General features: G+C 63.4%; 27 protein-coding genes. 14 read left to right on the top strand and 13 right to left on the bottom strand.

Annotated elements, in window-relative coordinates; translation table 11 throughout:
• The first annotated feature begins 235 nt into the window (after positions 1–235).
• Positions 236–424, top strand: coding sequence for a hypothetical protein (locus tag Q2941_RS35925; protein WP_254111472.1), 189 nt, complete (start codon positions 236–238; stop codon positions 422–424).
• Between the two features lie 15 nt (positions 425–439).
• Here Q2941_RS35925 and Q2941_RS35920 read toward each other — a convergent pair whose 3' ends face one another.
• The 3 genes from Q2941_RS35920 to Q2941_RS35910 form a co-directional block, all read right to left on the bottom strand.
• Positions 440–1,813, bottom strand: coding sequence for a vWA domain-containing protein (locus Q2941_RS35920; protein ID WP_458195429.1), 1,374 nt, complete (start codon positions 1,811–1,813; stop codon positions 440–442).
• Between the two features lie 5 nt (positions 1,814–1,818).
• Positions 1,819–2,766: an AAA family ATPase gene (locus tag Q2941_RS35915; protein WP_458195428.1), complete on the bottom strand. Its 948-nt coding sequence runs from the start codon at positions 2,764–2,766 to the stop codon at positions 1,819–1,821.
• Positions 2,767–2,911: 145 nt separating this feature from the next.
• Positions 2,912–3,112: a hypothetical protein gene (locus tag Q2941_RS35910; protein ID WP_027528411.1), complete on the bottom strand. Its 201-nt coding sequence runs from the start codon at positions 3,110–3,112 to the stop codon at positions 2,912–2,914.
• Positions 3,113–3,337: 225 nt separating this feature from the next.
• On the opposite strand from Q2941_RS35910, the gene Q2941_RS35905 reads away from it, so the two are divergent.
• The gene (locus Q2941_RS35905) at positions 3,338–4,312 is read left to right on the top strand and encodes a quinone oxidoreductase family protein (RefSeq protein ID WP_254111473.1); all 975 of its coding nucleotides are present in this window, start codon (positions 3,338–3,340) and stop codon (positions 4,310–4,312) included.
• Positions 4,313–4,352: 40 nt separating this feature from the next.
• Here Q2941_RS35905 and Q2941_RS35900 read toward each other — a convergent pair whose 3' ends face one another.
• Positions 4,353–4,628: a hypothetical protein gene (locus Q2941_RS35900; protein ID WP_458195427.1), complete on the bottom strand. Its 276-nt coding sequence runs from the start codon at positions 4,626–4,628 to the stop codon at positions 4,353–4,355.
• 117 nt (positions 4,629–4,745) lie between these two features.
• Positions 4,746–5,357 carry a S24 family peptidase gene (locus tag Q2941_RS35895; protein WP_027528414.1) on the bottom strand — a complete coding sequence of 204 codons (612 nt, stop codon included), beginning with the start codon at positions 5,355–5,357 and terminating at the stop codon, positions 4,746–4,748.
• 171 nt (positions 5,358–5,528) lie between these two features.
• Between Q2941_RS35895 and Q2941_RS35890 the strand changes: the two genes are divergently transcribed.
• A complete protein-coding gene (locus Q2941_RS35890) occupies positions 5,529–6,050 on the top strand; it encodes a GcrA family cell cycle regulator (protein WP_458195426.1) in 522 nt (173 codons plus the stop codon).
• 59 nt (positions 6,051–6,109) lie between these two features.
• Complete coding sequence (locus Q2941_RS35885) at positions 6,110–6,691, top strand: hypothetical protein (protein WP_458195425.1); 582 nt, start codon at positions 6,110–6,112, stop codon at positions 6,689–6,691.
• A 131-nt stretch (positions 6,692–6,822) separates the two neighbouring features.
• Here the strand turns inward: Q2941_RS35885 and Q2941_RS35880 are convergent, their stop codons facing one another.
• Both Q2941_RS35880 and Q2941_RS35875 read right to left on the bottom strand, forming a co-directional pair.
• Positions 6,823–7,821, bottom strand: a complete 999-nt coding sequence (locus Q2941_RS35880) for a DUF3592 domain-containing protein (RefSeq protein ID WP_458195424.1) — start codon at positions 7,819–7,821, stop codon at positions 6,823–6,825.
• Positions 7,822–7,955: 134 nt separating this feature from the next.
• Positions 7,956–8,312 (bottom strand): hypothetical protein, encoded by a 357-nt coding sequence (locus Q2941_RS35875; RefSeq protein WP_458195423.1) that lies wholly within the window; start codon positions 8,310–8,312, stop codon positions 7,956–7,958.
• A 200-nt stretch (positions 8,313–8,512) separates the two neighbouring features.
• Between Q2941_RS35875 and Q2941_RS35870 the strand changes: the two genes are divergently transcribed.
• The 3 genes from Q2941_RS35870 (at position 8,513) to Q2941_RS35860 (ending at position 10,087) form a co-directional block, all read left to right on the top strand.
• Entirely contained in the window at positions 8,513–8,977 is a 465-nt protein-coding gene (locus Q2941_RS35870) for a hypothetical protein (protein WP_458195422.1), read from the top strand.
• Between the two features lie 456 nt (positions 8,978–9,433).
• On the top strand, positions 9,434–9,616 hold the full coding sequence (locus Q2941_RS35865) for a hypothetical protein (protein WP_027528419.1): 183 nt from the start codon (positions 9,434–9,436) through the stop codon (positions 9,614–9,616).
• A gap of 129 nt (positions 9,617–9,745) precedes the next feature.
• Positions 9,746–10,087: a phasin gene (locus tag Q2941_RS35860; RefSeq protein ID WP_027528420.1), complete on the top strand. Its 342-nt coding sequence runs from the start codon at positions 9,746–9,748 to the stop codon at positions 10,085–10,087.
• 246 nt (positions 10,088–10,333) lie between these two features.
• Here the strand turns inward: Q2941_RS35860 and Q2941_RS35855 are convergent, their stop codons facing one another.
• From Q2941_RS35855 to Q2941_RS35840, 4 genes are all read right to left on the bottom strand, one after another.
• The gene (locus Q2941_RS35855) at positions 10,334–10,651 is read right to left on the bottom strand and encodes a c-type cytochrome (RefSeq protein WP_254111479.1); all 318 of its coding nucleotides are present in this window, start codon (positions 10,649–10,651) and stop codon (positions 10,334–10,336) included.
• A gap of 282 nt (positions 10,652–10,933) precedes the next feature.
• Entirely contained in the window at positions 10,934–11,314 is a 381-nt protein-coding gene (locus Q2941_RS35850; RefSeq protein ID WP_254111480.1) for a DUF4870 family protein, read from the bottom strand.
• Between the two features lie 117 nt (positions 11,315–11,431).
• Positions 11,432–12,262, bottom strand: a complete 831-nt coding sequence (locus tag Q2941_RS35845; RefSeq protein ID WP_254111481.1) for an alpha/beta hydrolase — start codon at positions 12,260–12,262, stop codon at positions 11,432–11,434.
• A gap of 121 nt (positions 12,263–12,383) precedes the next feature.
• A complete protein-coding gene (locus Q2941_RS35840) occupies positions 12,384–14,180 on the bottom strand; it encodes a ShlB/FhaC/HecB family hemolysin secretion/activation protein (protein ID WP_458195421.1) in 1,797 nt (598 codons plus the stop codon).
• A 131-nt stretch (positions 14,181–14,311) separates the two neighbouring features.
• Here Q2941_RS35840 and Q2941_RS35835 point away from each other — a divergent pair, with 131 nt between their 5' ends.
• The 3 genes from Q2941_RS35835 to Q2941_RS35825 all read left to right on the top strand — a co-directional run bounded on the left by Q2941_RS35835 (position 14,312) and on the right by Q2941_RS35825 (position 19,529).
• On the top strand, positions 14,312–15,472 hold the full coding sequence (locus Q2941_RS35835; RefSeq protein WP_458195420.1) for a FecR family protein: 1,161 nt from the start codon (positions 14,312–14,314) through the stop codon (positions 15,470–15,472).
• 63 nt (positions 15,473–15,535) lie between these two features.
• Positions 15,536–18,286 (top strand): EAL domain-containing protein, encoded by a 2,751-nt coding sequence (locus Q2941_RS35830; protein WP_254111484.1) that lies wholly within the window; start codon positions 15,536–15,538, stop codon positions 18,284–18,286.
• A 61-nt stretch (positions 18,287–18,347) separates the two neighbouring features.
• Entirely contained in the window at positions 18,348–19,529 is a 1,182-nt protein-coding gene (locus tag Q2941_RS35825; RefSeq protein WP_254111485.1) for an OpgC domain-containing protein, read from the top strand.
• On the opposite strand, the gene Q2941_RS35820 is transcribed toward Q2941_RS35825, so the two are convergent.
• Positions 19,526–19,786 (bottom strand): hypothetical protein, encoded by a 261-nt coding sequence (locus tag Q2941_RS35820; RefSeq protein WP_458195419.1) that lies wholly within the window; start codon positions 19,784–19,786, stop codon positions 19,526–19,528. The two genes, Q2941_RS35825 and Q2941_RS35820, sit on opposite strands and share 4 nt — an antisense overlap.
• Before the next feature lie 268 nt (positions 19,787–20,054).
• Here Q2941_RS35820 and rocF point away from each other — a divergent pair, with 268 nt between their 5' ends.
• The 4 genes from rocF (at position 20,055) to Q2941_RS35800 (ending at position 23,383) form a co-directional block, all read left to right on the top strand.
• Positions 20,055–21,032 carry an arginase gene (gene rocF / locus Q2941_RS35815; RefSeq protein ID WP_458195418.1) on the top strand — a complete coding sequence of 326 codons (978 nt, stop codon included), beginning with the start codon at positions 20,055–20,057 and terminating at the stop codon, positions 21,030–21,032.
• A 191-nt stretch (positions 21,033–21,223) separates the two neighbouring features.
• Positions 21,224–22,468: a sulfite dehydrogenase gene (soxC, locus tag Q2941_RS35810; protein WP_458195432.1), complete on the top strand. Its 1,245-nt coding sequence runs from the start codon at positions 21,224–21,226 to the stop codon at positions 22,466–22,468.
• Positions 22,455–22,994, top strand: coding sequence for a c-type cytochrome (locus tag Q2941_RS35805; protein ID WP_458195417.1), 540 nt, complete (start codon positions 22,455–22,457; stop codon positions 22,992–22,994). Before soxC ends, Q2941_RS35805 begins: the two co-directional genes overlap by 14 nt.
• A 107-nt stretch (positions 22,995–23,101) precedes the next feature.
• A complete protein-coding gene (locus Q2941_RS35800) occupies positions 23,102–23,383 on the top strand; it encodes a hypothetical protein (protein WP_458195416.1) in 282 nt (93 codons plus the stop codon).
• 17 nt (positions 23,384–23,400) lie between these two features.
• On the opposite strand, the gene Q2941_RS35795 is transcribed toward Q2941_RS35800, so the two are convergent.
• Complete coding sequence (locus Q2941_RS35795) at positions 23,401–24,615, bottom strand: mandelate racemase/muconate lactonizing enzyme family protein (RefSeq protein ID WP_458195415.1); 1,215 nt, start codon at positions 24,613–24,615, stop codon at positions 23,401–23,403.
• Positions 24,616–24,617: the final 2 nt, after the last annotated feature.

The following is a 24,617-nucleotide window of genomic DNA, read 5'->3' as shown; positions in this document are numbered from 1 at the left end:
GCCGCAGATCATTTGCGCCACAATAGTTAAGATCGCGCGCATGCGGATATCGTCCCGATATTCGATCACCTCTTGATGATCCGGAGTTGATGGTGCGTTGCGAATTGCCGCAGTGCACGGGAAGAAGGGTTGCCCCATTCCGCGCTGCGATGTGCACAGGAAAATGAGACAAGCCGTTCAAGACTCTGTTACGTTGAGTCGCGGGGAATGACTTCACGCGGCAGGAGTGGAGTGCATGAACAGGCTGGTGGAAATTCGCGGTCAGGAATCCTTTTGCCGGGAACGGGCGGCGCTGGATTCCAATCGCCGGGGTTTCTGGCTCGCGCAGGCGGAGGAGTGGGAGCAGCGCGCGCTCGACGAGATCGCCTATCACTTTCGCGAGTGCAATCTGGCTCACGGCGATTTGCACGCAATCGCCAGCTAGCGGACCTTCACGGGTTTACTGATAGCTTGCCACGATATCTGACACGGCGCGCTCGAGCTGTTGCGCGGTGGCGCATTGTCGCACCACGCTGCAAAATGTCGCGTAGCGCGGCATCTCGGAGTCCCCAAAACCCCAGACCATGCGGCCCTCCGGATTGAGCCAGACCAGCCGCTTCGAGCGCTCGGAGATGCGCCGCAAGATGTCGGCGCGCGGATCGAGATTGTTGCTGCGGGCGTCGCCCAGCACGATGACCGTGGTCTGCGGCGTCAGCGTGCTCATGAACTCATGCTCGAAGTCGTCGAGGGAGGAGCCGTAGTCGGATGAGCCGAAGCCGACCTTGGACATGATCTCGGCCATCGCAACTTCCGGCGAGTTCGATTCCAGGATGTTGCTGACCTCGATCAGATGCGAGGAGAACGCGAAGGAGCGGACGTCGTCGACCACCTCGTGCAGCGAGTGGATCAGCAGCAGGAAGAAGTCGGAGACGCGGGCAACCGAGCCCGAGACGTCGCACAGCGCGACGATCTTCGGCCGGTCGCGGTGCTTGCGCTTCCAGGCCGTGAGGAACGGCACGCCGCCCCAGGCGGCGTTGCGGCGCAGCGTGCGGCGGACGTCGAGATGTCCGCGGCGCTGGCGCTTGCGCGGCTTGGAGTAACGCTCGCGCAGGCGGCGCGCGATCTTGCGCATCAGCGCGCGCATCTCTTCGACCTGGCGCGGCTCGATTCGGGCCAGTGGCGCATTGCGCAAGATCTCGTTGCGCAGGTTTTCGGCCTCCTCGCGCGCATAGAGCGCGAGACCCTGCGAGACCGTGTCGCGGACGGCTTCGCGCAAGCCCTCGAGCGCTGTACGCAGACGCTCGGCGAGCGACGGGTTGGCCGCGGTCAGGTCGTCGAGATCGTCGCGCAGGCGCTGAAGGCCCATCGCGTCGAGGATGCGGCCAGAAAATATCCCGCGCTGGGTGGCGTAGCGGATGTTGGACAGCGACGCCGCGCCGGCCGCGCTGGCAATGGCGGTCGCGATCGCGTTGCGGTCCTGCGACAGAAGCATTTGCGCCAGCGGACCCAGGCCTTCGGTGGGCTGACCGCCGCCCGCGTCATTGGCCGCGTCGGGGGAGGGCGGCTGACCGTCCTTCGAAGACGCATCATTGTCGTTGGCCTCCTGCTCCTGCCGCCGCTCCGGCTGGCTGAAGAACAGATCAAAGCAGTCGCCGAGCGCGAGCTTCTCGTCCTGCGACTTTGCCAGCGTCAGCAGCAGCGCATCGCGCAAGATGTCGCGATCGGAAAAGCCGACCTGCGCGACCGCGCGCATCGCGTCGATGCTTTCGGCGGGCGAGACGTGGACGCCGGCGCCGCGTGCCGCACGAAAGAAGCGATGAAGGTTCTCCCGCATCGGCGTCAACCGAAGACGTTGGACCGCGCCACCTTGGCAATGAACGTCGTGACGTGGGGCGCCGCCGCCTCGATGTCGGCCTCGTATTTCAGGAGCACGTTGAGCGTGTCCTTGACGATCTCGCTGTCGAGCTCGCCGGCCTGGAGCAGCACCAGCACGCGCGCCCAGTCGATGGTCTCACTGACCGACGGCAGTTTTTTCAGGTCCAGCGTGCGGATCTCGTGGATGAAGCCGACCATCTGCCGGCGCAGCGTCTGCGAGATTCCGGGCACGCGGCTCTCGACGATGCGCTCCTCGAGCCGCTGCTCGGGAAAACCGATGTGCAGGTGCAGGCAGCGCCGCTTCAAGGCGTCGCCGAGATCGCGCTCGCTGTTGGAGGTGAGGATCACCGTCGGCGGTGTGATCGCCGAGACGGTGCCGAGCTCGGGAATGGTGACCTGGAAATCGGACAGGATCTCCAGCAGCAGCGATTCAAACTCGGCGTCGGACTTGTCGATTTCGTCGATCAGCAATACGCAGCCGCCGGGCTGCTCGAGGGCCTGTAGCAGCGGGCGCGGTTCGACGAACTCCTTGGAGAAGAACACGTCGCCGAAATCATGCAACTGGTCGAGCGCGGCGTGCAGAGTCTGCGCGCCGCCGAGCACTTCGCCGAGCTTGTCCTTCAGGATCTGGGTGTAGAGAAGCTGCTTGGCGTATTTCCACTCGTAGAGCGCCTTGGCCTCGTCCAGGCCCTCGTAGCATTGCAGGCGGATCATCTTCATGCCGCGCCAGGCGGCGATCGCCTTGGCAAGCTCGGTCTTTCCGACGCCGGCGGGACCCTCGACCAGGATCGGCTTCTCGATCTGTTGCGACAGATAGACCGCGGTCGCGATCTGCCGGCTTGCGATATAGCCTTGCGCGGCGAGGCCGCTCTCCACTGCCTCGATCGAGGTCGAGGCCTTCTGATCAGCCACGAATGGGCGCTCCCGATGGTCTTTTCGAGGCTTGTTCTGCCCCCCTTCCGGACAAAGAACAAGCCTCGATTATCGGGGAACACATTGCGCTGACGGCATTTTTCCGTTCAGCGCAAATACGCGAGCGCAGGCTCGGGTGTCTCGATCAGTGACGCAGCAGCTCAGGTTTCCGGATGGTCTGCCGCAACTCGCCGCCGCAATCGGCGCATTCGTAGACGAAGTCGATCTTGGCGAGGCTCCAATGCGGCTCGACCTCGCGCACATACATTGGCAGGAACCCCATGCAGCTGGGGCAAATTACAGGCGCGATCTCGATGTCCTGATGATGCTGTACATAGGCTGGCATCTCGGCTCTCCTTCGCAGGCGACCACCAAACCCCGCGCAGAATCTACCGCCGGTGGCGTAAGCGCCGTCATCAACTCTTTCGAACAGAGGCGGAACGGCGGGCGTTTGTCCACCGCTGTGACATTCTTGTAACGTCTCTGTACTGTAACGGGCGGACTAAATGCCTATTTCACAGCCCAACCCGCTTCTTCGGCGAACACTCCAACAATAAGGGAGCAAAAACCCATGACGCATGCCATTCGTTTTCACAGGACCGGAGGTCCGGAAGTCCTGGTTTGGGAACAAGTCGAGGTCGGCAAGCCCGGTCCGGGTGAGGCGCGCATCCGTCACACCGCGGTCGGTCTCAATTTCGTCGACATCTACAACCGCTCGGGTCTCTATCCCGCGCAATTGCCGAGCGGGCTCGGCAGCGAGGCGGCCGGTGTGGTCGAGGAAGTCGGACCCGGCGTGACCGATTTGAAGCCGGGTGATCGCGTTGCTTATGGCGCCTCGCCGCTCGGCGCCTATTCCGAGGCGCGGCTGATCCCGGCCGACCGGTTGTTGAAGCTGCCCGATGGCGTCGACGACAAGACCGCGGCGGCGATGATGCTGAAGGGACTCACGACGCAGTATCTGATCCGCCAGACCTATCGCGTGAAGGCGGGCGACACCGTCCTGCTGCATGCGGCTGCGGGCGGCGTCGGCCTGATCCTGAGCCAGTGGGCGAAGCATCTCGGCGCGACAGTGATCGGCACGGTGAGCAACGACGATAAGGCCAAGCTCGCCAAAGCTCACGGCTGCGACCACGTCATCATCTATACCCGCGAGGATTTCGTGAAGCGCGTCGACGAGATCACTGGCGGCAAGAAGGTGCCGGTCGTCTATGATTCCGTCGGCAAGGACACTTTCCTGAAGTCACTGGACTGCCTCGCGCCGCTCGGTGTCGTCGCGCTGTTCGGCCAGTCCTCCGGCGCGGTCGAGCCGCTCAATCTCGGGCTGCTCGCGCAGAAGGGCTCGCTCTACGTTACCCGTCCGACGCTCTTCACCTACGCGGCGAAGCGCGAGAACCTGGTGGCGATGGCGGGTGAGCTGTTCGACGTCGTGAAGTCCGGCGCGGTCAAGATCGAGGTCCACCAGACCTATCCGCTGAAGGATGCGGCGAAGGCGCATGCCGATCTAGCTGGACGCAAAACCACGGGATCGACCGTGCTGCTGGTATAATGCCAGATCGGATGGTGATGCAGGCCGCTTGCGGCCTGCCTCACGTCCGTTCGTGCTTGCGCAGGTCGCGGGCATGATCGAAGCGGGCCGCCCGAAGATCGACCACGTCAGGCGCAACCTCAGGCAGTGCGGCCTGGGTGAGGATATCCTCGGTCACGTCCTCGACCGCGGACCCGCTGATTTCGTGGATGAAGCAGATGTTTCCGTATTCACCGGAGGCGACGCGCGAGACGACCTCGCGCCGGGTGACTTCGGGGTCGACGACCGCTTCGCGGCCGCGGCGACCATAGTCGATCATCACGACGAAATACTGCATCCAGATTCCCAGCCCGCCTCAAGGCGAACCGCAGTATTTCGGAAAATAAGAATATAGTCAAGCCTCGACTTCCAAAAATCGGAAATCGAGGCTCTGTGGTCTCGGGCAGGCCGCGCGTTACTTGCCCTTGCCTTTGCGTGCGCGGGCCGACTTGGCACGCAGCCGCTCGAGCTGGCCCTTGGGCATGGTGAGGCAGATTTCGCCGACCCACTCCAGCTTCACGCCGACGATCGGCTTGGCGTTGAAGCTGGCGAGATTGACGACCGAGGGGGTCTTGCCTCGTTCGATGGTCTTCAGATAGCGCTCCCCCGTCTTCAGCCGGACCACGGCCTCTTCGCCATAGAAGCTCGACAGCGGGAAACGCTGCTCCTTGTAGACCACGATCACGTCGCCGTTCTCGTACTTGGGCAGCATCGAATCGCCCATGACCTCGAAGGCGACGGTCTCCTCCATGATCGGGAAGGGCAGCACGATGTCGCCCAGTCCTTCCGGCGGGACCTGCTCATATTCCGGCTCGATCACGGCGCCGGCGCCGACCCGGCCCATGATCGGCGAGAGATTGAGCTCAAGGTATTCCATAATCGGGAGGATTTCCGACGCCTTGACCAGGCGCTCGCCGCCGAGGATTTCGGAGACCGCGCCCGGTCGGACGCCCATGGCCTGGGCCAGCCCGCCCTTGCTCTTGCCTGACCGCTTCAGGCCCCGTTCGATCATCGTCGCGTCCAGCATGGTGATTTCCCTCGTTTGTCCAGCTTCGTGACAACCTTAAACCGAAATTCGGAATTATCTATTACGAATATCAGAATTCTAGATTGACATCGTCTTCGGAATATCGGAAAGTATGTCTCGCCTCAAGAGCGTCGTTCGGACCAGATGGGGCGCATCACAGGGCAAGACAGCATGGAACCGGGCAACTGGGCGTCGGAGCATTCCGACGCGCTGCGCGACTATTTTCTCAAGGGATTGTCTTTCGCGGAGATCGGCAAGGAGATTAACGCAAGATTTGGAACGAATTACAGCCGAAACGCGGTGATCGGGCGGGCCAAGCGGATGGGGCTCGCTGCGACCAAGCAGATGCCAGCTCCGCCGATCGCGCCGCATCTGCCGAATGGATTGTTCCCGCAGCTCTCGCCAAACCCTGCGGGGAAAGGCGAGGCGTTCAAGCCGCCCCTCGTGCCGGCCGAACCGGTCAAGCTGCGCTGCGTCGGGATCCGGCCGCGGCTGGTCCCGTTGCTCGCGCTCGAACCCGGCGACTGCCGCTATCCGTATGGAGGGGACAAGGACGGGGAGCTGATCGCCTTCTGCGGTCATCCCCGGCGCCCGGGCTCCAGCTATTGCACGCCCCATTTTCACCTGACCTCCGGGCCCGACACGGCGCGAACGACCGGCCCGGTCATCCTGCGGCTCGTCGCGGCCGCCTGAACCTGGCCGCCCCGTGCTGGGAATCCGATTTTCATCGTTTTGTGTCAAGGAGTATCCAAGTGGCACGTGCCAAACGCAGCAAGACCTTTCGCCTGGGAGGGATCTACGAGCGCAGGTCACGCGACCTGCCGCTCCACGCCGAAGTGGCGGAAGTCGAGGTCGATAATCCCTTAGGCCTTGATCCCGGCGAGAAAATCATCGCGCTGCGCTCGATTCGCCACGATCCGTTGGGCCGGCTCCATTCCCATCACCAGATCGACGAAGCGCAGTACCGCGGCGGCCGTGCATTCCAGAACGACTGGGAGAAGGCGGAGCGGGGGCCGCAGGCGGTCGATCCGAGCCGCGAATATGTCGACGGCACCCTCGGCCGTGAGCCCGTCACTGAGAGCCAGCGCCAGGCAGTGTTGCGGCTGAACCGGATCGAGCGCGAGCTCGGCACGGACGGTGCGGCGCTCGTGCACGACGTTTTGGTGCTCGGACTGACGATGGAGCAGGTCGGCGAACGCCGCGCCGTGCGCAGCCAGCGCTGGAACGACTATTTCTCCAAGAGGCTGCAGGAATGCCTCGATCGGCTGGCACAGGTCTACGGCTTTGCGACTGACGGCGGCACGAAGAGCCCGCCCGGCGCCAAAGCGCTGTGAGATCTTCATCGCGCTTCAGGTTTGTTGTTCGAGCATGATCTCCGCGCAAACGCGTTCCGCGTTTGTTGCGAGAGAAAACCACGTCATACTTTGCGCTAACGCTGCCCTCCGGTTCCGGATCATGCGCTAGCTCAGGAGAAGCTGGCACGAACGAAGATCCAGAGCAGGGCCGTTCCAACGGCGAAGCTGATTGCGCCGAAGATCAGCGGCGCGAACGAGCCCTGGCGGCTTTCCGGCTCCAGCACGGCATGGGACGGCCGCCGCGGATCGTAATGGACCGTCACGGCCTGGCCGGGCGGATATTTGCCGGCTGCGTTTTCGGCGAGCTCGCGAAGCCCATAGATGCCGGTCCAGCCCCAGTTTGGGCGGACGCCGACGAAATCCCGATTGCCGACGTGGTAGGCGTAGCGGAGGTCGACCTGGTAGCGGTGGATCTTCTTGACGCGCGTCCGGTCGTCGTCGCTGCGCTCCTCGATCATCTCCTCGATCACGCGCGAAGCCGTCACCGTTCCCGGAATGGTCGGCCAGCGCAGGCTTGCGGTGGCGAGCCGGCGCATCCGGACGAAGCCGAAAATGGCGGCAACGGCCGCGGCGAAAGCGAGTGCCGGAAGCAGGAAGGCGAACAGAGGCACGCCGCCGGCGGCATAGAGCACCCGGCCGGCGACCGCGTGCGCGATCAGAACGGCTGCGATGATGCCGAACGTCACGGTGAGGGCGATCTGTGCCGAAAGGTTGCTGACCTGCGAGGGATCGAGGACGGCATTGCCGGGGTCTTTCGGATCGACGTGAACGTCGACCACGGCCCCGACCGGATACTGCGCCGCCTGTCGCATGGCGAGCGTTCTCGTCGTCATTGCCGTGCCACCGATCCTCGTCCTGTCGCTCTCGAACTCCCGGCCGCCGACCCGATAGCGATAGCGAACGAGCGGGGTTGCATCGTCCAGGTCATCGGATACGTGCGCTGACGGCGCTTTCACGTCCGATGCGATGATGACGCCTTCGACGGCTATCCAGCTGGTGGCGGCCTGGAGACGGCCACGCAGGCGAAGCAGGTTGAATAGCATGCCGCCAAACATCAATGTGCAGATGCCGGCGCCGATCTGGGTCCAGAGCAATTGCGTGCTATCCACGGTATGCGCTTTCTCGCTTGAGGAAGGGACAGGGACAGTCCGGCGCCGCTTTTTGTCGACATGCTCAAGAGCGCGAAGAGATTGGATGAATCGTCATCGCGCTCTGGGTTATCGTTCGAGCGTGATCACGCATCTCACGGATGCGGCATGATCTGGTACGGCGTCGTGTAGGGTTCGACGCGGAGCGAGGCGTTGGCCAGCAACCCGATCTTGGCGGTCGGCGCCTGCTGCAACTCGCCGTTCTGGCCGCGGTGGACGCTGTATTGCCATACGGTGAGATCGCCCTTCTGCGCCAGCGCATGGGCCACCGCGCTGGCGTCGGTGCCGCCGAGCGCCTGGAGCTCTTCGGCGTTCGGTCCGATGACGATTTCGTCCTTGACGGTGACGATCTTAAACAGGTTCATCTTGGCCTCCTGCGCCCATGCGCCGTGTGATGCGAGAGTGAAAAGCGCAACCGCCGCGCCCTTGACGAGATCGCTGCGAGAAAGCATGCCGTCTTCCCTTGCTGGACACGCGCCCGAATCGTTGGTCGAAAAAGTCAGCCAGGGCGCCCGTGATCTGCGTGGCCGTGTCGCACTGGGCCTTTGGTCGCCCGCTTGCGAATGACGGTTCATGTCTTTGAAAAATATCGTTGTACGTGAACCGCGAGGCGGCGCCCCGCGTCCAAGTACGAGAATGAGGGGACCATCAGATGAAATTCGCCGGCGTCGTTTGCTCTCTTGCTTCTGTGGTTGCGGCCAGCATCGCTCACGCAGCTGACCCCTCCTACGTCGGAAGCTGGAAATTCACGAGCGCGGTGGTGGCGCCTTGGGCTGATCCGCAGCACAAGCCCGACAGCGCCGAGCAGGCGCGGCTGATGGGCAAGATGGTCCTCGTCAAGGCCAAGGAAATCTTGGGCCCGCGCCCCTTCGCGTGCGCCAAGCCGCAGTACAAGCTCACCGACTACGGCGCCGACATGATCTTTCAGGGCGCTTTCGACGAGATGCAGCACTCCAGCAAGAAGGCCGATCCGAAGGCGCTCGCCGCCTCGCTCGGCTTCACCGGCGACAAGATCAAGACGCTAGAAACAGGGTGCGAGATCGATTTCCACTTCGTGGATGATGCGACCATCGAAGCGGGCCTCAACGACTACGTCTACACGCTGAAGAAGCAGTAGCCCGATCAGTTCGCGGCCCCCGGCGTGGACTCCGTGCCCTGCCGGTCCCGAACCGGGGCGCAATCCCCCAAATCGAAACAATATGTGCGCATCGTGCCCCCCGTTCCCCGTTCATAATGGGAAACAAAATAAGCCGCGTTGTCGCATTGACGCAGATCAAGCCAAGGTGCAGCTATGACCTGCTGAATCCTGTCGCAGGCGGGGGTGGACCAGGTCCGTCATCCGGAATTTGCCGAGGTGCGGTGACGATGAAGCAACCCTCTCCCAGGAGTTTGGCTTGCCGGAAGGGTTGTTCCTTGTCATAATTGCAACCTCATCGGGTCCGCCCGATCCGTTGCGAGCATGCGGTTTGGCGGTCCGCCCGCGGTCGCCCGGCCGAGAGCTGTTCATGTCCGAGGTCCGGTTCTCGAATGACGTCTGCCGTCTCACGAAGGCCGTTCCTTTCATAGGTGCGAGATGAAAAACCTCAATTTCGCGACTGAATTGCACCTGAAGCTGGGGGCGCCTGCGAGTCAAACCGTCGAGAGCCTGCGACTGCTCCGCGCATTTCTCAAGCTCGCGCCGCGGCAGCGTTTCGAGGTCATCAAGCTGGTCGAAGACCTCACCACCGAAGAGATTCCCGAACATCCGCTTTCGTGAGGCGAGGTATCGCCCGTCGACGTCCGAACCAGAACCGACCGCCCCAGGGATCCCTGACGCCAGCCTAGCCGCTGGAATGCGATCCGATAAGTGTGATAAATCAGTTAGGGACAAGGGGAGGACGGCGACATGATCGAACCGAAGCTCGAAGTTCCGGCCGAATTGCGCGATCTGGCCGAGAAGACCATCGATCAGGCGGAGAAAGCCTTCGGCCTGTTTTTCGATGCTGCCACCAAATCGATGTCATCGGTGCCTGGAACCGGTACGGAGGTTTCCAAGCAGGCGCTTGCTTTTACCGAACAAAACATGAAGGCGGCGTTCGAGCACGCGCGCAAGCTGGTTCACGCAACCGATCTTCAGGAAGCCATGCGGATCCAGTCCGAATTCCTGAGAAGTCAATTCACCAACGCCGGCGAGCATATGCGACAGATCACCGGCAACCTGATGCAGCCCGGCAAAGGCAAGTCCTGAACCGCGGGCGGTCGCGCGTGCTCACAAATTGATCTTGCGTGAGAGCGTCGCGCAGAATTCAATCGCAGGGCAGGTCCATGGTGGGCCACCGGATGAACATACCGTCCGCCGTCCGTCATCCTTTCTGCTGATCCCTGTCGGCTCAACCGGCAGGGATTTGCGTTTTGGGGCGCGTTGTCGTTTGAACATGAAAAACCGCTTCACACTCTAACGCAGCCCTCGTCGGCCGGATCATGCTCTCAGGTGCTACTGGCGCAGCGAGCCGATATAGGCGGCAATGTCGCCGGCCTCGATCCGGCTCAACGGGAAGTTCGGCATCTTCGGATGCGGATCGAGCAGGAAGAAGGCAAGCTTCTCCGGCGTGAAGTCGGGCCTGCGCGCGATGGCCGCAAAGGCGGGGACGTCCGCGCTCGCCTGTTTCTGTTCGCTCGTCACGACGTGGCAGCTCGCGCACCAGCGCTTTGCAAGATCGGCGCCGTGATCGGGATCGGCGGCGAAAGCCGGCGATCCGGACAGGCCGGCTGCCATGATCAGGGTTGAAAGCCGTCTGACAGGCGCTCGCATGGGGCGTCCTTGAACCATTTGTCCGGCGACCGTGCTCAACCGCAGCACGATCCGGGGAATTGGGAGAGGTCGATGCGGGCGATGATCGACCGGACCAGCCTGCGGGAGGAGCGGTAGAGGCGGCGAAGAAGGGCCGGCGCAGCCGCGGCGGGCAGCCTTAGACTTTGTATGTAGTGCGACATCTGGGCTTCCCCGACGCTCGAGGTTTGCCTTGTCGCGCGTTCGGCGCCGAGCCGCCTTGATCTGCCGCAAGCTGGCCGTAAGCCACATTTGATGGCTGGACTATCCGAACAGCCAGGACTTGGGATTAGCGATTGGTTTGTGCTCGATGAGCAACAGGCTGCCCTTGACGACGCGGACCACTGACCAGACGAACCACCAGGCAAAAATCGGAAAGCCGATCAGCACCATGCACAGCGGAATGGCGACCGCGAGGTACGCCAGTCCGATCCAGAAGGTCCTGATCTGAAACTGGTAGTGCGAGCGCGGCACGGGGTCCGCATCGTCGATCTTCACATGCGCGATGATGACGCCGATCAGCGCCGAAATCCCGGTAAAATAACCCACGCCGTAAAGCACGTAGACAACGACGGCGAGGCTGTTGTCCGAGACGACGGGGCGCTGGTTTTCGTAAGGAAGTGTTATGGCCGCCTCCGTTGCCACGGGATCGAACTCTGCGAACGCCCATTAGGTCGCTCCAGCCATGTTCCCGGTTCAACAGACCATGATTATTGGAGAAAAAGGGGACCTCAGGCGTGCCCGTCGATTGACGAGTGAGCCCTAGTAATCGCCTGGGTTCATGATCATCGGGCTCGTCGTATCGGTCGGCGCGAGCTCGCTGCTGGAGCTGCTGCGCAGGAACTGATCCAGCGTGGCCTGGATCTTCTCCTTCACCGAATCCGGGCCCCGGTCGCTCAACTCGGTGTGCTGGGCGCCTGTATTGATGATGTCGATGCCGCGCAATTTTGCCTGCTCGGGCGTTGGCAGGACGCCGGGATCGGTGACGAACTTCGGGTCCTTCGAGCGGAATGACAGGATCTTCAGGTGATCGCTGAGCACGAAGGGCACCCGCAGATTGTCGAGCGTGATCACCTTCGACACCAGCTCGGGATGCTGATGGGCGACATACATGGAGACGTCGCCGCCGTTGGAGTGACCAACCAGCGTGATGTGATCGTATTCCGCGTTCTCCTGCTGCTTCTTCAATTCGTTCAGGACGAAGAGGATGTTGGCCTCGCAGCGCATGTAAACGCCCTTGCGACCGACATAGGGCTGGCCGGCCTTGGTCATCAGGGGCGGATCGGTCGGCAGATCCTGCTGGATGCTGGCCACGAGATATCCGCGCGCGGCGAGCACGTTGGCGAGAAACGAATACTCGGTGGCCTTGACCGTGTTGCCGTTGCTGATGACGGCGAGCGGAAGCTTCCAGAGGCCGAGATTGGCCTTGGTCTCGTAGTCGCGGCGCACGGCGATGTCGACCGAGACCGGCCGCTGGCGCGCGGCATCGAACAGGTTGAGCGTCTCGTGGCGGATCGCGAACTTGCTCACGGCGACATATTCGCCCGCGGCAAGGACGCAAAGGAACGCCAGAATCGCGAAAGCCCTTTTCATCGTTTCATCCCGATCACTTTTCACAGAGGTATGATGGGGAACTCGCGGATCGAGCGATTGTGAGGGCGAGACGGGATTAAATTTAGGCAAGCTTGATCGCAGGCTAACGTTAGGCCGGAAACTAGATGCAGTTCGCCTTGCCGCGCTCCGGGCAGAGCCTGAAGGCACTCGATAGCGTGAACAGGAACCGCGCGTTCCGCCGCTCATTGTCAGGCGCGCGATAGCTGAGCGGAACTGCGACGGCGAGATCGGCTCGTAAATCGTCCCACAGGAACAGGCGTATGCCGGCGCCGGCGGATGTCAGCGACAGTCCGTCACTCAGCCGATAGCCATGGTTCCACACCGCGCCGGCATCGGCAAAGCCGTAGATCTGGTAGCCGGTCCAGTAGCGGAAGTTGACCGTCTGGTCGAAGCGGAGCTCGATCGATCCGGCAAGCCCATTGTCGCCACTGATTTCGGCGGCGCCATAGCCGCGGCCGAAGGCGGCGCCGCCGAGATAGAATTGTTGCGAGCTGAACAGCGGCCGGGATGCGGTCTGGCTTGCGCCTGAGAGCTTGATCGACCAAGCGTCGGTGAGGGTCTGATAGCGCGTGAACCAGGCGTTCAACACCGAGAAGTTCGCCGAGGCGCCGTCGCGCGACAGAAGGTCGTCGGTCCAGTGCGAGGCGCCGAAGATGTCGAGTCCCTGGCGGTAGGTCAGGGTCAGATAGTTGGTGCCGCCGAAGCGGTCCTGCAGCCGGTAATCCGAGGTCAGGCTCGCGGTCCTGATGTGGTCATTGTACCACGGCCCAAACATATCGTGCTCCGATACGTTGCTGAACGTTAAGGCCGAGGTGAGCGTGAGCGAAGATGCTTGCGACTGAAGCGGGACGATGCTTGCCCGTAGTTCGAAGGCTTCCGTCGTCGTGATGTCGCTGTCGAGGCGACGGGCATCGCCCGGCCGCACCGCGCTGTACAGGATCGAGGCGCCGAGCCGTACGCCGTCGACGCCGACCGGCGCGTCATAGGACAATCGTCCGAAGCCAAGCTGACGTGGATCGTTCGCGATCGTCGACAGGTTGACCGCCAGCGTATCGCCGGGCGCGAAGTAAGAATTGAAGGCGCCGGTCGCATAGGTCTGCCACGGTCCGACCGACGATGATCCAAGATTGTCCAGGCCGAACGAGCTGAAGATGTGCCAGGTCTTCAGGAAGACCGTGAGGCGGAAACGGCCGCTCGCGGTGCCAATCTCCTCGAGCGCGGTATCTGCGATCCGCACCCCCGGCCATCCGTTGATCAGATAAAGCTGGCGTTCGAGCGTGGCGAGGTGCGAGGGATGTTCGCCGAGGACCGGCCCCAGCATCGGACGGATGCCGAACTGCTCGGCGCCGTCGCCTTTCAAGTCGGCCTCGACGATGGAGCCTTCGATCACCCGGATTTGCACGCGTCCATCGTGGATGTCCTGCGGCGGGATGATGGCCCGGCTCAGATGGAAACCGGCGGAGCGATAGAGATCGCTGACGGCGCCGGCGATCGCCGCGAGGTCCGCCTGCGACACCTGCTTTCCAAGATACGGTTGCCAGGTGCTGGTGATGCGCTCGCGCGGAATGCTGTCCGCACCAACGATGCTGACGTGGCGAAGCACGAATTGCGGCCGGGCATCGGCGCCGACGTCGGGCCGGCCGAGACCCGGTAGTCTTACGGGAGTGCGGCTGCGGGAGTTCTGATCGGACTGTGTGTCGAAATATTTTTCGGTCTGTCGCGGATCGAAGCCCGGCTGGTTGGCTTGCTGCGCGAGACCTTGCGGAATTGCCGCAAGAGTGGGCACAAGCAGGCCCATTAGGGTCACAAAATGTCTCCACCGGCGGCTCCATCGAGACCGCTCTCCGTAGTTCAACGGAGCCCCTTCGCGCGCATGGTAAGAGATCGTTAGGCTCATGATTTTTCATAGTTTTTTATGGTCAACGATTGGTTAACGGAGCGATGGAACTTGCCGGGACTCCGGCTAATCCTATCTTGAGACATCTCCGATAAATCTCAGGCCCGCTGTTCGTGGACTGAGGACTCATCATGCTCGGCAGAGATGGAATGCGGCGCACCTTCCTGGCTGCGCTAGTACTGGGATTTGCTTCCAACGCCTTTGCAGAGGACGGCGGTGTCTGGTCGGTCAGCAAGGCATCGGGCGACGTCTGGATCGCGACCGACGGCGCACAGCAGGTCTCGCTCAAGCAGGAAGAGACGCTGAAGCCAGGCGATACCATTCGGACCGGACGCAACGGGCGCGTGCTCCTGGTGCGCGGCGAGGAGACCATCCTGATCTCGCCGAATTCGGTCGTCGGTCTGCCGACGGAGCAGAAGGACGGGCTTTCGACCACCATCGTGCAGCAGGCGGGCTCGATCCTGCTCGAAGTCGAAAAGCGCAACGTCAAGCATTTCGAAGTCGAGACGCCCTATCTCGCTGCCGTGGTCAAGGGCACGCAGTTCAGCGTCACGGTGAACGCCGGCAGCACCAAGGTCGGCGTCGTCCGCGGGCAGGTCGAAGTCTCCGATTTCCGCACCGGTCAGATCGCACAGGTGATGCCCGGTCAGGCCGCGACGGCCTTCGAGCATGGCAAGCCTGGCCTCAACCTGAGCGGCTCCGGCACCTTCAATCCGATCGAGCAGGGCAAGCCGCGCGCGTCGACCATCGAGCGAGTGCCGGTGCCGAAATCGGGCCTGTCGGCTCCGCGCAACGCTGCGAACGGCCACAGCTTCCATGCTCTCGTGCACATCGAGACGGGCAAGGCGGCCGGAGCAGCTTCCAATCCCCTGCAGGCGGCTGGCGAGTCTCACGTCAAGCCGGGCGTGGTCCGCATCTCCAGCTCGCTTGGTGAGGTGAAGCTGAATTTCCACAAGGTGACGCACGGGCTCGCACGCGGATCGGTTACGACCGCCGCCGTCAGAAGTGCGTCAAGCTCCAGCACCGATACTGTCTGGAGCGATAGCAAGACGAGCACGACGACGGTGTCCAACAGCGCCACCCAGACGGCCGTGACGACGAGCAGCAGCACCACGAGCGGCAGCACGAGCACCTCGAGCACGACCACGACGACGGCTGCGACAACGGCCGGTTCGTCGAGCGATAATTCCAACAATGGCCATTCCGGCAATGACAAAGGCAACAACGGCAATGGCAACGGGAATGGCGGCGGCGACGGTAGCAACGGCCACGCGCATGGCCACAAGCATTGAGGCTATTTCGTAAGTGGACAAAGGGGGCGCGTCCGGATTGAGCCGGATGTGCGGGGGGACTGAGTGAAACGCTATCGACCGCATATTCTGGTTGTGGCTGCGCTTGCCGTCGTGCTGTCCACGGGATGGCACGGCGCGCTGCGCAGTGCGCTCACCGATTTACGCTTCGCCTGGCAATCGCGCGAGGCGAGCGGCGATATTGCCGTGGTTGCGATCGATGCGGCATCGATCGATCGGATCGGCGTCTGGCCATGGCCGCGGCGGCTGCATGCCGAGCTCTTGCGCAAGCTCGAAGGCGCCGGCGTTCGCGATGTCGCCTTCGACGTCGATTTCAGCACACCGTCCGATCCTGCATCCGACCAGGCTTTCGTCGAGGCGCTCACGGACGTCGGTGGTTCGACGATACTGCCGTCCTTCAAGCAACCGGCACCGAACAGCGGCGGGATCCACATCAACCGCCCTCTGACGCCGTTCGGCGAACAGTCGTGGCCGGCCGTCGTCAATGTTTCGGTGGAGTCCGACGGGCTGGTTCGACGCTATCCTTTCGGCGAGAAGCTCGGCGACGAGTTCGTGCCTTCGATGGCGGCGGTGTTGGCGGGGCAATATGCCAACCGGAGCGCGCCGTTTCTGATCGATTTCTCGATCCGCGCGTCTTCGATTCCGCGCGTCTCCTTTGCCGACGTTTTGCGCGGCGACGCCACGACCCTTGCCAAGCTGAAAGACAAGAAGGTCCTCGTCGGGGCCACTGCCTTCGAGCTCGGCGACCGCTTCAGCGTACCCAACGGCAATGTCGCATCCGGTCCCGTGCTACAGGCTCTGGCGGCGGAATCGATCCTTCAGCATCGCACGCTGCGCTGGACCTCCGATATCGGCATGATCCTGGGCCTCGGTGCTCTGGCCCTGCTCATGATGTTCTCCTGGCGCCGCCTCGGTCCGGGTGTTCGGGTTGTGATCCTCGTTGCGGCGGCGGCGGCAGTCGAGCTGCTCGCTGCCCTCGTGCAGCTGAAATGGCCGCTCGTCATCGACACGTCGCTGTTCCACATCGCGACGGTTGCCTATCTCACCGCGATCGCGCTCGACGAGATCGATTTCCGCAGCCTGCTCGGTCGCATCGCCGAGAGCCGCTTCCACCGCATCGCGATGTCGCTCGGCGACGGCCTGGTCTGCACCGACGAGAACCACATGATCACGGTGTGGAATCCCGGCGCGAGCGCGATCTTCGGCTACATGCCGGCGGAAATGATCGGCCGCCCCTTCGAAACGCTCTGCGCAGCGCCGACCGACGGCGCGGCCAAGCGCTTCTCGACACGTGACGCTGCGCGTCAGGCGCTGCTGGTCCCGGGCGGGGCCGTCGTCGTCGAGTTCGAGGGACGGCGCAAGACCGGCGAGGTGTTTCCGGTCGAGGCCAGCTTCTCGGGCTGGCAAGGCACGGACGGCTTCCAGTACGGCGCGATCCTGCGTGACATCTCGGTCCGCAAGCGCGAGGCCGAACGCGTGAAATATCTCGCCGAGTACGACTCGCTCACGGGCCTTGCCAACCGCAACACCTTGCATGCGGGGCTGGTCGGCCTGGTCGCGGCGGCGAAGCGGCAGTCGCACGAGGTCGCGCTCCTGGTGCTGGGGCTCGACGGCTTCCAGCAGATCAACGATATGTTCGGTCATGCGGCCGGTGATCTCGTCCTCAAGGCGGTCGCTGCGCGGCTGCGGGCCGAGGCCGGGGTCAAAGCGATCGTCGCGCGACTCAGCGGCGACGAGTTCGCGATCGCGATCGACTGCGTCGAGGCCAATGAGCCGATCGCGGTGTTCACCGAGCGCGTGATGCGCGCGTTCGAGCTGCCGCTCGCGGCCGGCACGCGCCAGCATCGCGTCAGGATAAGCGCCGGGGTCGCCCTCTATCCGGACGGCGGGCAGAACGCCGACGACCTCCTGAGCAACGGCCATCTCGCACTCTACCGGGCGAAGACGACCCACCGCGGCGGCTACGTGATCTTCGAGAGCACCATCAGAGAGGAGCTCGAGAACAGGCTGACGCTCGAGAGTGAGCTCGCGCAGGCCGCTGACCGCAACGAATTCGAGCTGTTCTACCAGCCGCAGGTTCGTCTGGTTGATGGCGCGCTCCTCGGCGCGGAAGCGCTGATCCGCTGGCGTCATCCATCGCGCGGCTACGTCTCGCCGGCGGAGTTCATGCCTGTCGTCAACACGTCCGCGCTCTCGGAACGGATCGCCGGCTGGGTGATGGAGACAGCCTGCAAACAGGCGCGGGCGTGGGAGCTGTCCGGCAACAACGTCCGCGTCGCGATCAATCTGTCGCCGTCGCAGCTTCATTCGGGCGATCTGGCGCATTCGGTAGGCGAATTGCTGGCCGCCACCGGGCTCACGCCCTCGCTGCTCGAGCTCGAGGTGACCGAGGATATCCTCCTCCTCGACGAGGCGCGGGTGCTCGACATGTTCAAGCGCATCCAGGAGCTCGGTGTCCGCGTTCTGTTCGACGACTTCGGCACGGGTTACGCGAGCTTGAGCTATCTGAAGAAGTTTCCGCTCGACGGGCTCAAGATCGACCGCTCCTTCGTGCTCGATCTGCTCGCCGATTCCGACGATGCAGCGATCGTCAGCTCGACCGTCGGACTGAGCAAGCAGCTTGGTCTCTCCGTGATCGCCGAGGGCATCGAGAACCGCGCGACGGCCGACTTCCTGGTCAGCATGGGATGCGAGGAAGGGCAGGGCTATTTCTTCGGCCGCCCGATGCCGGCCGCCGCATTCGGGCGTCAGTTTCTGACGGTGCAGCCGATCCACGAGGTCGTCGGCGCCGCCTGAGTGCGACGCGCGGCGGTACAGACAATCCCGGCAGAATCGGTATCATGCAGTCTCGTGCGACATGCCCGTCGTTTCGAGGCTCATCGGGATCGTGACGGATTATCACCCGGAGTTGGCCAAGGGAGCACTTCTGCACGGACAGAAGGGCTATCGCGATCTGCGATTGGACGTCTGTCGCGGACTGGCACTGTGGTTCATCTTCATCGATCATATCCCGGACAATTCGCTGGCATGGCTGACGCTGCGCAACTACGGCTTCAGTGACACCACCGAGGTGTTCGTCTTCGTCTCCGGTTACACCTGCATGCTGGCCTATGGCGGCGCTCTGCCGGAGCAGGGATGGCTCACGGTGATCGCCCGGGCGCTGCGGCGGAGTTTCGAGATCTACTGCGCATTCTTGCTGCTGTTTGGGGCCTATGTCGCCCTGGTATGGCTGGTCGGCGGTGGCGAGCGGTACGTCGACGAAACCAACACGGGCTTTTTCTTCAAGGACCCCGGCGCGGCGCTCGTGCATGCGGCGATGCTGCAATATACGCCCGTCAATACCGATATCCTCCCGACCTTCGTGCTGCTGCACCTCGCATTTCCGCTGCTGCTGTGGCTCCTGATCCGCATCCCCACGACGACGCTGGTCGTTTCGTTCCTCGTGTATTTGATGGTCCAGCTTCGGAGCTGGCACGTGCCGGCCTGGCCGACGGGCGAACTCTATTTCAATCCGTTCGCATTCCAGCTCCTGTTCGTGTTCGGCGCTTGGTATGCCGGCAGCGGCGGTAACATGATCAGGCCACTCGTGCAGTCGCGGGTGACCCTGGTGGTTGCGCTGCTCTATCTGCTGTTCAGCCTTGTCATCGCCTTGAGCTGGCAGTTCGATGTGTTGCAGCTGCTGATCCCGGACGATGTCTCGGGATGGATCTATCCGATCTACAAGAGCCACCTGGCGCCGGTGCGCCTGGTGCACTTTCTCGCGCTGGCCGTCGTGGTTTCGCGGTTCACGCTCCGGGAGGGACGCCGACCGGTACCACCGCCTGCGATCGCGATGATCCGTTGTGGCGAGAACTCGCTTTCGATGTATTGCCTGGGAGTCCTGCTGTCCTTTATCGGTCAGGTCATCCTCAGCGATGTTTCCGGCGGCTTCGTCGCGCAGCTTTGGGTCAGCGTTGCCGGAATCGCGGTGATGATCGTCGCTGCCACACTGGCGACATGGGAGGCGCAGCTCGATCGGCGGGGACCAAAACTGTTCTAGCGCCGGCGCGCAATCGCGACGCCGAACAGGAACGCGACGAAAAGGCTCGCCAGCGGCGCCTCGCGCGTGATCGCGGCGACCGTCGAGAGCGGCTTGCCGGGCTTTCGTGTCTCCTCGATGGCCGCTGTAAGACGATCGACTGCGGCGTGCAGGCCGCCGGCGACCTCGCCGATCGTGCGAGAGACGTCGGTTGCGGTATCGATGGCGCGCTCGGCTATGCCTGGTTGCGAAACTGGTTCCGGTATGTCCACGCTCAAGGCTTACGACCTCCACGCCCGCGAAATGGCAGGGACCGGCACCTTTGGCTATCCTCGCGAGCGCTCGTTCTGAACAGCGGGTCCGAAGACCTTTGGCTATCCGCGACTGGCGCCGTCTTGACGGCGGGTGCCGGCCTACACTGAAAATGCCGCGGGCGAGGTTTGGTTCCCGTGGGCGTCGGCGGGCGATGGATCGGACCCGGGAAACGACGGAGGCGAATCTCTGGTAGGCTGATGCCTCAGCGCAGACCTGATCAGGGAGATGGTCGTGACCGATCGCACAACATCGGATCGAACCAGGCGCATTGCGCTGCTCGGCGCTCCCATCGACATGGGCGCTTCGCAGCGCGGGACGCTGATGGGCCCTGCGGCCTTGCGGACCGCCGGCCTTGCGACCTTGCTGGAAAATCTCGACTTCGAGGTCGTCGATCATGGCGACCTTTCGGTCGCCGGCATTCCTGATCCGAGCGACGAGCCGCCCCAGAACGCCAATCACTACCGCGAAATCCAGCGCTGGACGCGCTTGCTGAGCCATCGCGCCTATGACGTCGCCAAGACTGGGACGGTCCCGATCTTTCTCGGTGGCGACCATACGCTGTCGATGGGCTCGGTCAACGCCATGGCGCGTCATTGGCAAGAGCGCGGGCGCAAATTGTTCGTGCTCTGGCTCGACGCGCATGCCGACTACAACACGCCGGCTACGACGATCACGGCGAACATGCATGGCATGTCCGCGGCGTTTTTGTGCGGCGAGCCCGGGCTCGACGGGCTGCTCGGCAAGGAGCCGCGCGCCTCGATCGATCCCGGCCAGCTCGAGCTGTTCGGCACGCGCTCGATCGACAAGCTCGAGAAGGAGCTGATGCGCACGCGGCGTATCCGCGTCGCAGACATGCGCCAGATCGACGAGTTCGGCGTTGCCGTCCTGATCCGGCGCTTCATCGAGCGGGTGAAGGAGAGCGACGGGGTGCTGCATGTCAGCTTCGACGTCGATTTCCTCGACCCCTGCGTGGCTCCCGGCGTCGGCACCACGGTGCCGGGCGGAGCGACCTACCGCGAGGCGCATCTGATCATGGAGTTGCTGCACGATTCCGGTCTGGTCCGGTCGGTCGACATCGTCGAGCTCAATCCGTTCCTGGACGAGCGCGGCCGCACCGCGCGGACCGCGGTCGAGCTGATTGGCAGCCTGTTCGGGCAACAGATCGCGGATCGCCCGACGCCAAGCAACGCGATCTCGCCAGGCGAGTAGAGTCCGAGACGCCGATCAGATTGTTCATGCGCTGCGGCGCCGGAAAGGAACTCCTCCGCGAGACCGCGGATTTAGATCAGCCGTCGCGACGATCGCCTGATTTTGAAACGCGCGCGAATTGCCAAGGCGCTCGCGAGGCGATTTCATGCGGCCGAGCACGAGGGCCCACCAAGGCACGAACGACTGACGGCATAGACGCAACCACGCGCCGTCGCTTCCTAAAGTCCGGCGGCGCGGCCCTCAGTGCAGTCGTTTTCGGTGCCGGCACCGCCGCCACGGCGGCTGGGACGGACAATCTGCCGCCCGACATTCCCGAATGGATGAAGGCGCCGGGCGAGCCGATGGGCAGCCAGCCCTATGGGGCGCCGTCGCCGTTCGAGAAGAACGTCGTCAAGAACATCTCGAAAAACCTCAAGCAATACATCTCGGCTTCGAGCCGGACACCGTTGCAGGAACTCGACGGCATCATCACGCCGAACGGGCTGTTCTACGAGCGCCATCACGGCGGCGTGCCGACGATCGATCCGGCGCAGCACCGCCTGATGCTTCATGGCCTGGTCGAGCGCCCCCTGATCTTCACCATGGATGACCTGCGGCGCTTTCCGTCGCAGTCGCGCATCCATTTCCTCGAGTGCTCGGGCAATCCCGGCTACACAAAGCCTTACGGCAAGACCGCCTCCGACCTCGTGGGCCTGGTGAGTTGTGCCGAGTGGACCGGCGTGAGCGTGAAGCTGGTGCTCGAGGAAGCCGGTCTCAGGCCGGAAGCCAAGTGGGTCGTGGCCGAAGGCGCCGACGCCGCGGCGCTGACGCGCAGCATCCCGATCGAGAAATGCCTCGACAATGCCATGCTGGTCTACAGCCAGAACGGCGAGCGGCTGCGGCCGCAGCAGGGCTATCCCCTGCGGCTTTTTCTCCCCGGATTCGAGGGCAACATGAGCGTGAAGTGGCTGCGGCGCCTGCACGTGACGTCGGAGCCCACCTATTCGCGCGAGGAGACCTCGAAATACACCGACCTGCTGCCCGACGGCACCGCGCGCGAGTTCTCCTTCTACATGGAAGCCAAGTCGATCATCACGCGTCCCTCCGGCGGACAGCGCCTCGATGCGCCCGGCTTTCACGAGATCACCGGGATTGCCTGGAGCGGGCACGGCAGGATCGCCCGCGTGGAGGTGTCCGTCGATGACGGCAAGAGCTGGCAGTCAGCGCAATTGCAGGAGCCGGTGCTGACGCGCGCGTTGACGCGCTTCCGCTTTCCGTGGCGATGGGACGGCAAGGCCGCCGTGATCCAGAGCCGCGCCATCGACGAGACCGGCTACGTCCAGCCGACGCTTGATCAGCTCCTTGCCGTGCGCGGCGAAAACTATTTCTACCACAACGACGCGATCTGGCCCTGGCGCATCGCAGACAGCGGTGAGGTGACCAATGCGCTGGCGTGAATTTGGCGGCATCGCCTTCGCAATCCTGCTGTGCGCGTGGACGGGCGGCGCGTCTGCGCAAAGCCCGTACGGCATCGGACGGTCGGCATCGCCCGCGGAGATCGCAGGCTGGAACATCGACATCGGACGGGACGGCAGCAATCTGCCTGAGGGCCGCGGCACGGTCAGTCGGGGAGGCGAGGTCTTCGCTCAGCAATGCGCGTCCTGCCATGGCGACAAGGGCGAGGGCGGCTTGGGTGATCGGCTGGTCGGAGGGCAGGGGACGATCGGGACAGCGAGGCCGATCCGCACTGTCGGCAGCTACTGGCCTTACGCGACGACGCTGTTCGACTACATCCGCCGCGCCATGCCGCAGAACGCGCCGCAGTCTCTCAGCAATGACGACGTCTATGCGGTGTCCGCCTACATCCTGAGCCTGAACGGACTGCTCGGCGCGGATGCGACGCTCGATGCCAAATCGCTGGCCGCGATCAAGATGCCGAACCGCGACAAGTTCGTCGGCGACGCGCGTCCCGACGTGAAGTGAAGCAACCGTTGAATTCCTCGGACTCTCGCGGAACCCACCTGTTCCAGCCGGAACCCGACGCGAGCTCACCGAGTTAACGACTCAGAGGAAACAGCCCAGAGTGTTCGATGGCAACAAGCTTCACGAACTCCCTTGCCGTTGCGCTTCGCCATCCCGGCGTAATCGCGCTCATCGTCGCAGGCCTCACCATTGCCGCGATGCTGCTCGTCGATCACGGCCCGTGGAGCCGGGCCAAGACGCAGCCCGCGCATGTCGCGATGTATCACACCACGGGTGAAGCCGCGCGCGCCGCAGGCGCCATGGTGCTGCCGACCGCTCCGAGATCACGAATAGAGCCGGCGCGGCCGGGACCGAAGACATCCCCGGCCGTCAACCCCGTGACGCCGTAGTTTTCAGCTCTTGGCCTTCACCTTTTGCGGCCATAGCTGAGCAGCCCGCCGTGGGTCTTCGGCGGATGTGCGCGCAGCGTCTCCTCGTTCGGCTCGGTGCCCCAGCCCGGGCGATCCGGAATCACGAGATGGCCGTTCGCGATCTCGGGCTCGTGCGTGAACAACTCGCGGTCCCAGGCCAGGCGATCGATGTCGATTTCCATGATGCGCAGGTTCGGCACCGCGGCGCAGAAATGCGCGTTCATCATCGAGCAGAGATGGCCGTAGAAATTATGCGGGGCGACGTTGACCTCAAAGGCTTCGGCGGCCGACGCGATCTTCATCGACTGCCAGACGCCATTCCACGGCGTGTCGATGATCGCGACGTCCATTGCCTGCTCGCGGAAATAGGGCAGGAATTCGCGTAAGCTGAGCAGCGTCTCGCAGGACGAGATCGGGTGCGGGCTTTGCCTGCGGATGTAGCCGAGCGCTTCCGGATTGAAGCTGTCGATCTCGACCCAGAACATGTCGATGTCGGCGATCGCGCGCAGGATCTTCAGATAGCCTTCGGTCTTGGCGTTGAAGTTGCAGTCGAGCAGGATCTCGACATCGGGGCCTGCGCCGTCGCGGATTGCCTCCAGATGCATGTGCAGGTCGCGCAGGATTTTGCGGTCGACATTGATCTCGGGCGCAAACGGCGAGCCGAAGCCGGGCCGCCAGCCCGTCGGCTTGCCGTCGTCATAGGAGAAGATGTTGGTCTTGAGCGCCGAAAATTTCTTCTCGCGCACCTCGCGCCCCATGGCCTTGACGTCGTCGAGGCTTTCGATTCCTGGCTTGTACCAGGAGGGATGATTGATCCGCCACGTCGCGCAATGCGACCAGTACACGCGCACGCGGTCGCGGATCTTGCCGCCGAGGAGCTCATAGCACGGCACGCCGAGGCACTTGGCCTTGGCATCGAGCAGCGCGTTCTCGATCGCGCCCAGCGCCTGCGCCACCACGCCGCCGGCGGCCGGGCGCGTTGCCGCGAACAGTTCGGCATGAATGCGCTCGTGCTGGAAGACGTTTTGTCCGATCACGCGGGCAGAGAGCCGCTGGATCGCGGCGCCGACGCCGGGCGAGCCAAAGCCCTCGTCGAACTCGCTCCAGCCGACGATGCCGTCTTCCGTGGTCAGCTTGACGAAATGATAGTTTCGCCAGCCTGCATCGCAGGCGAGGATTTCGATGGCAGCGGCTTTGGATGATGTCGTCATGT

The organism is Bradyrhizobium sp. UFLA05-153, assembly GCF_054185185.1.
The sequence above is the reverse complement of the archived record's forward strand: the minus strand, read 5'-3'. Positions and strand labels throughout refer to the sequence as shown.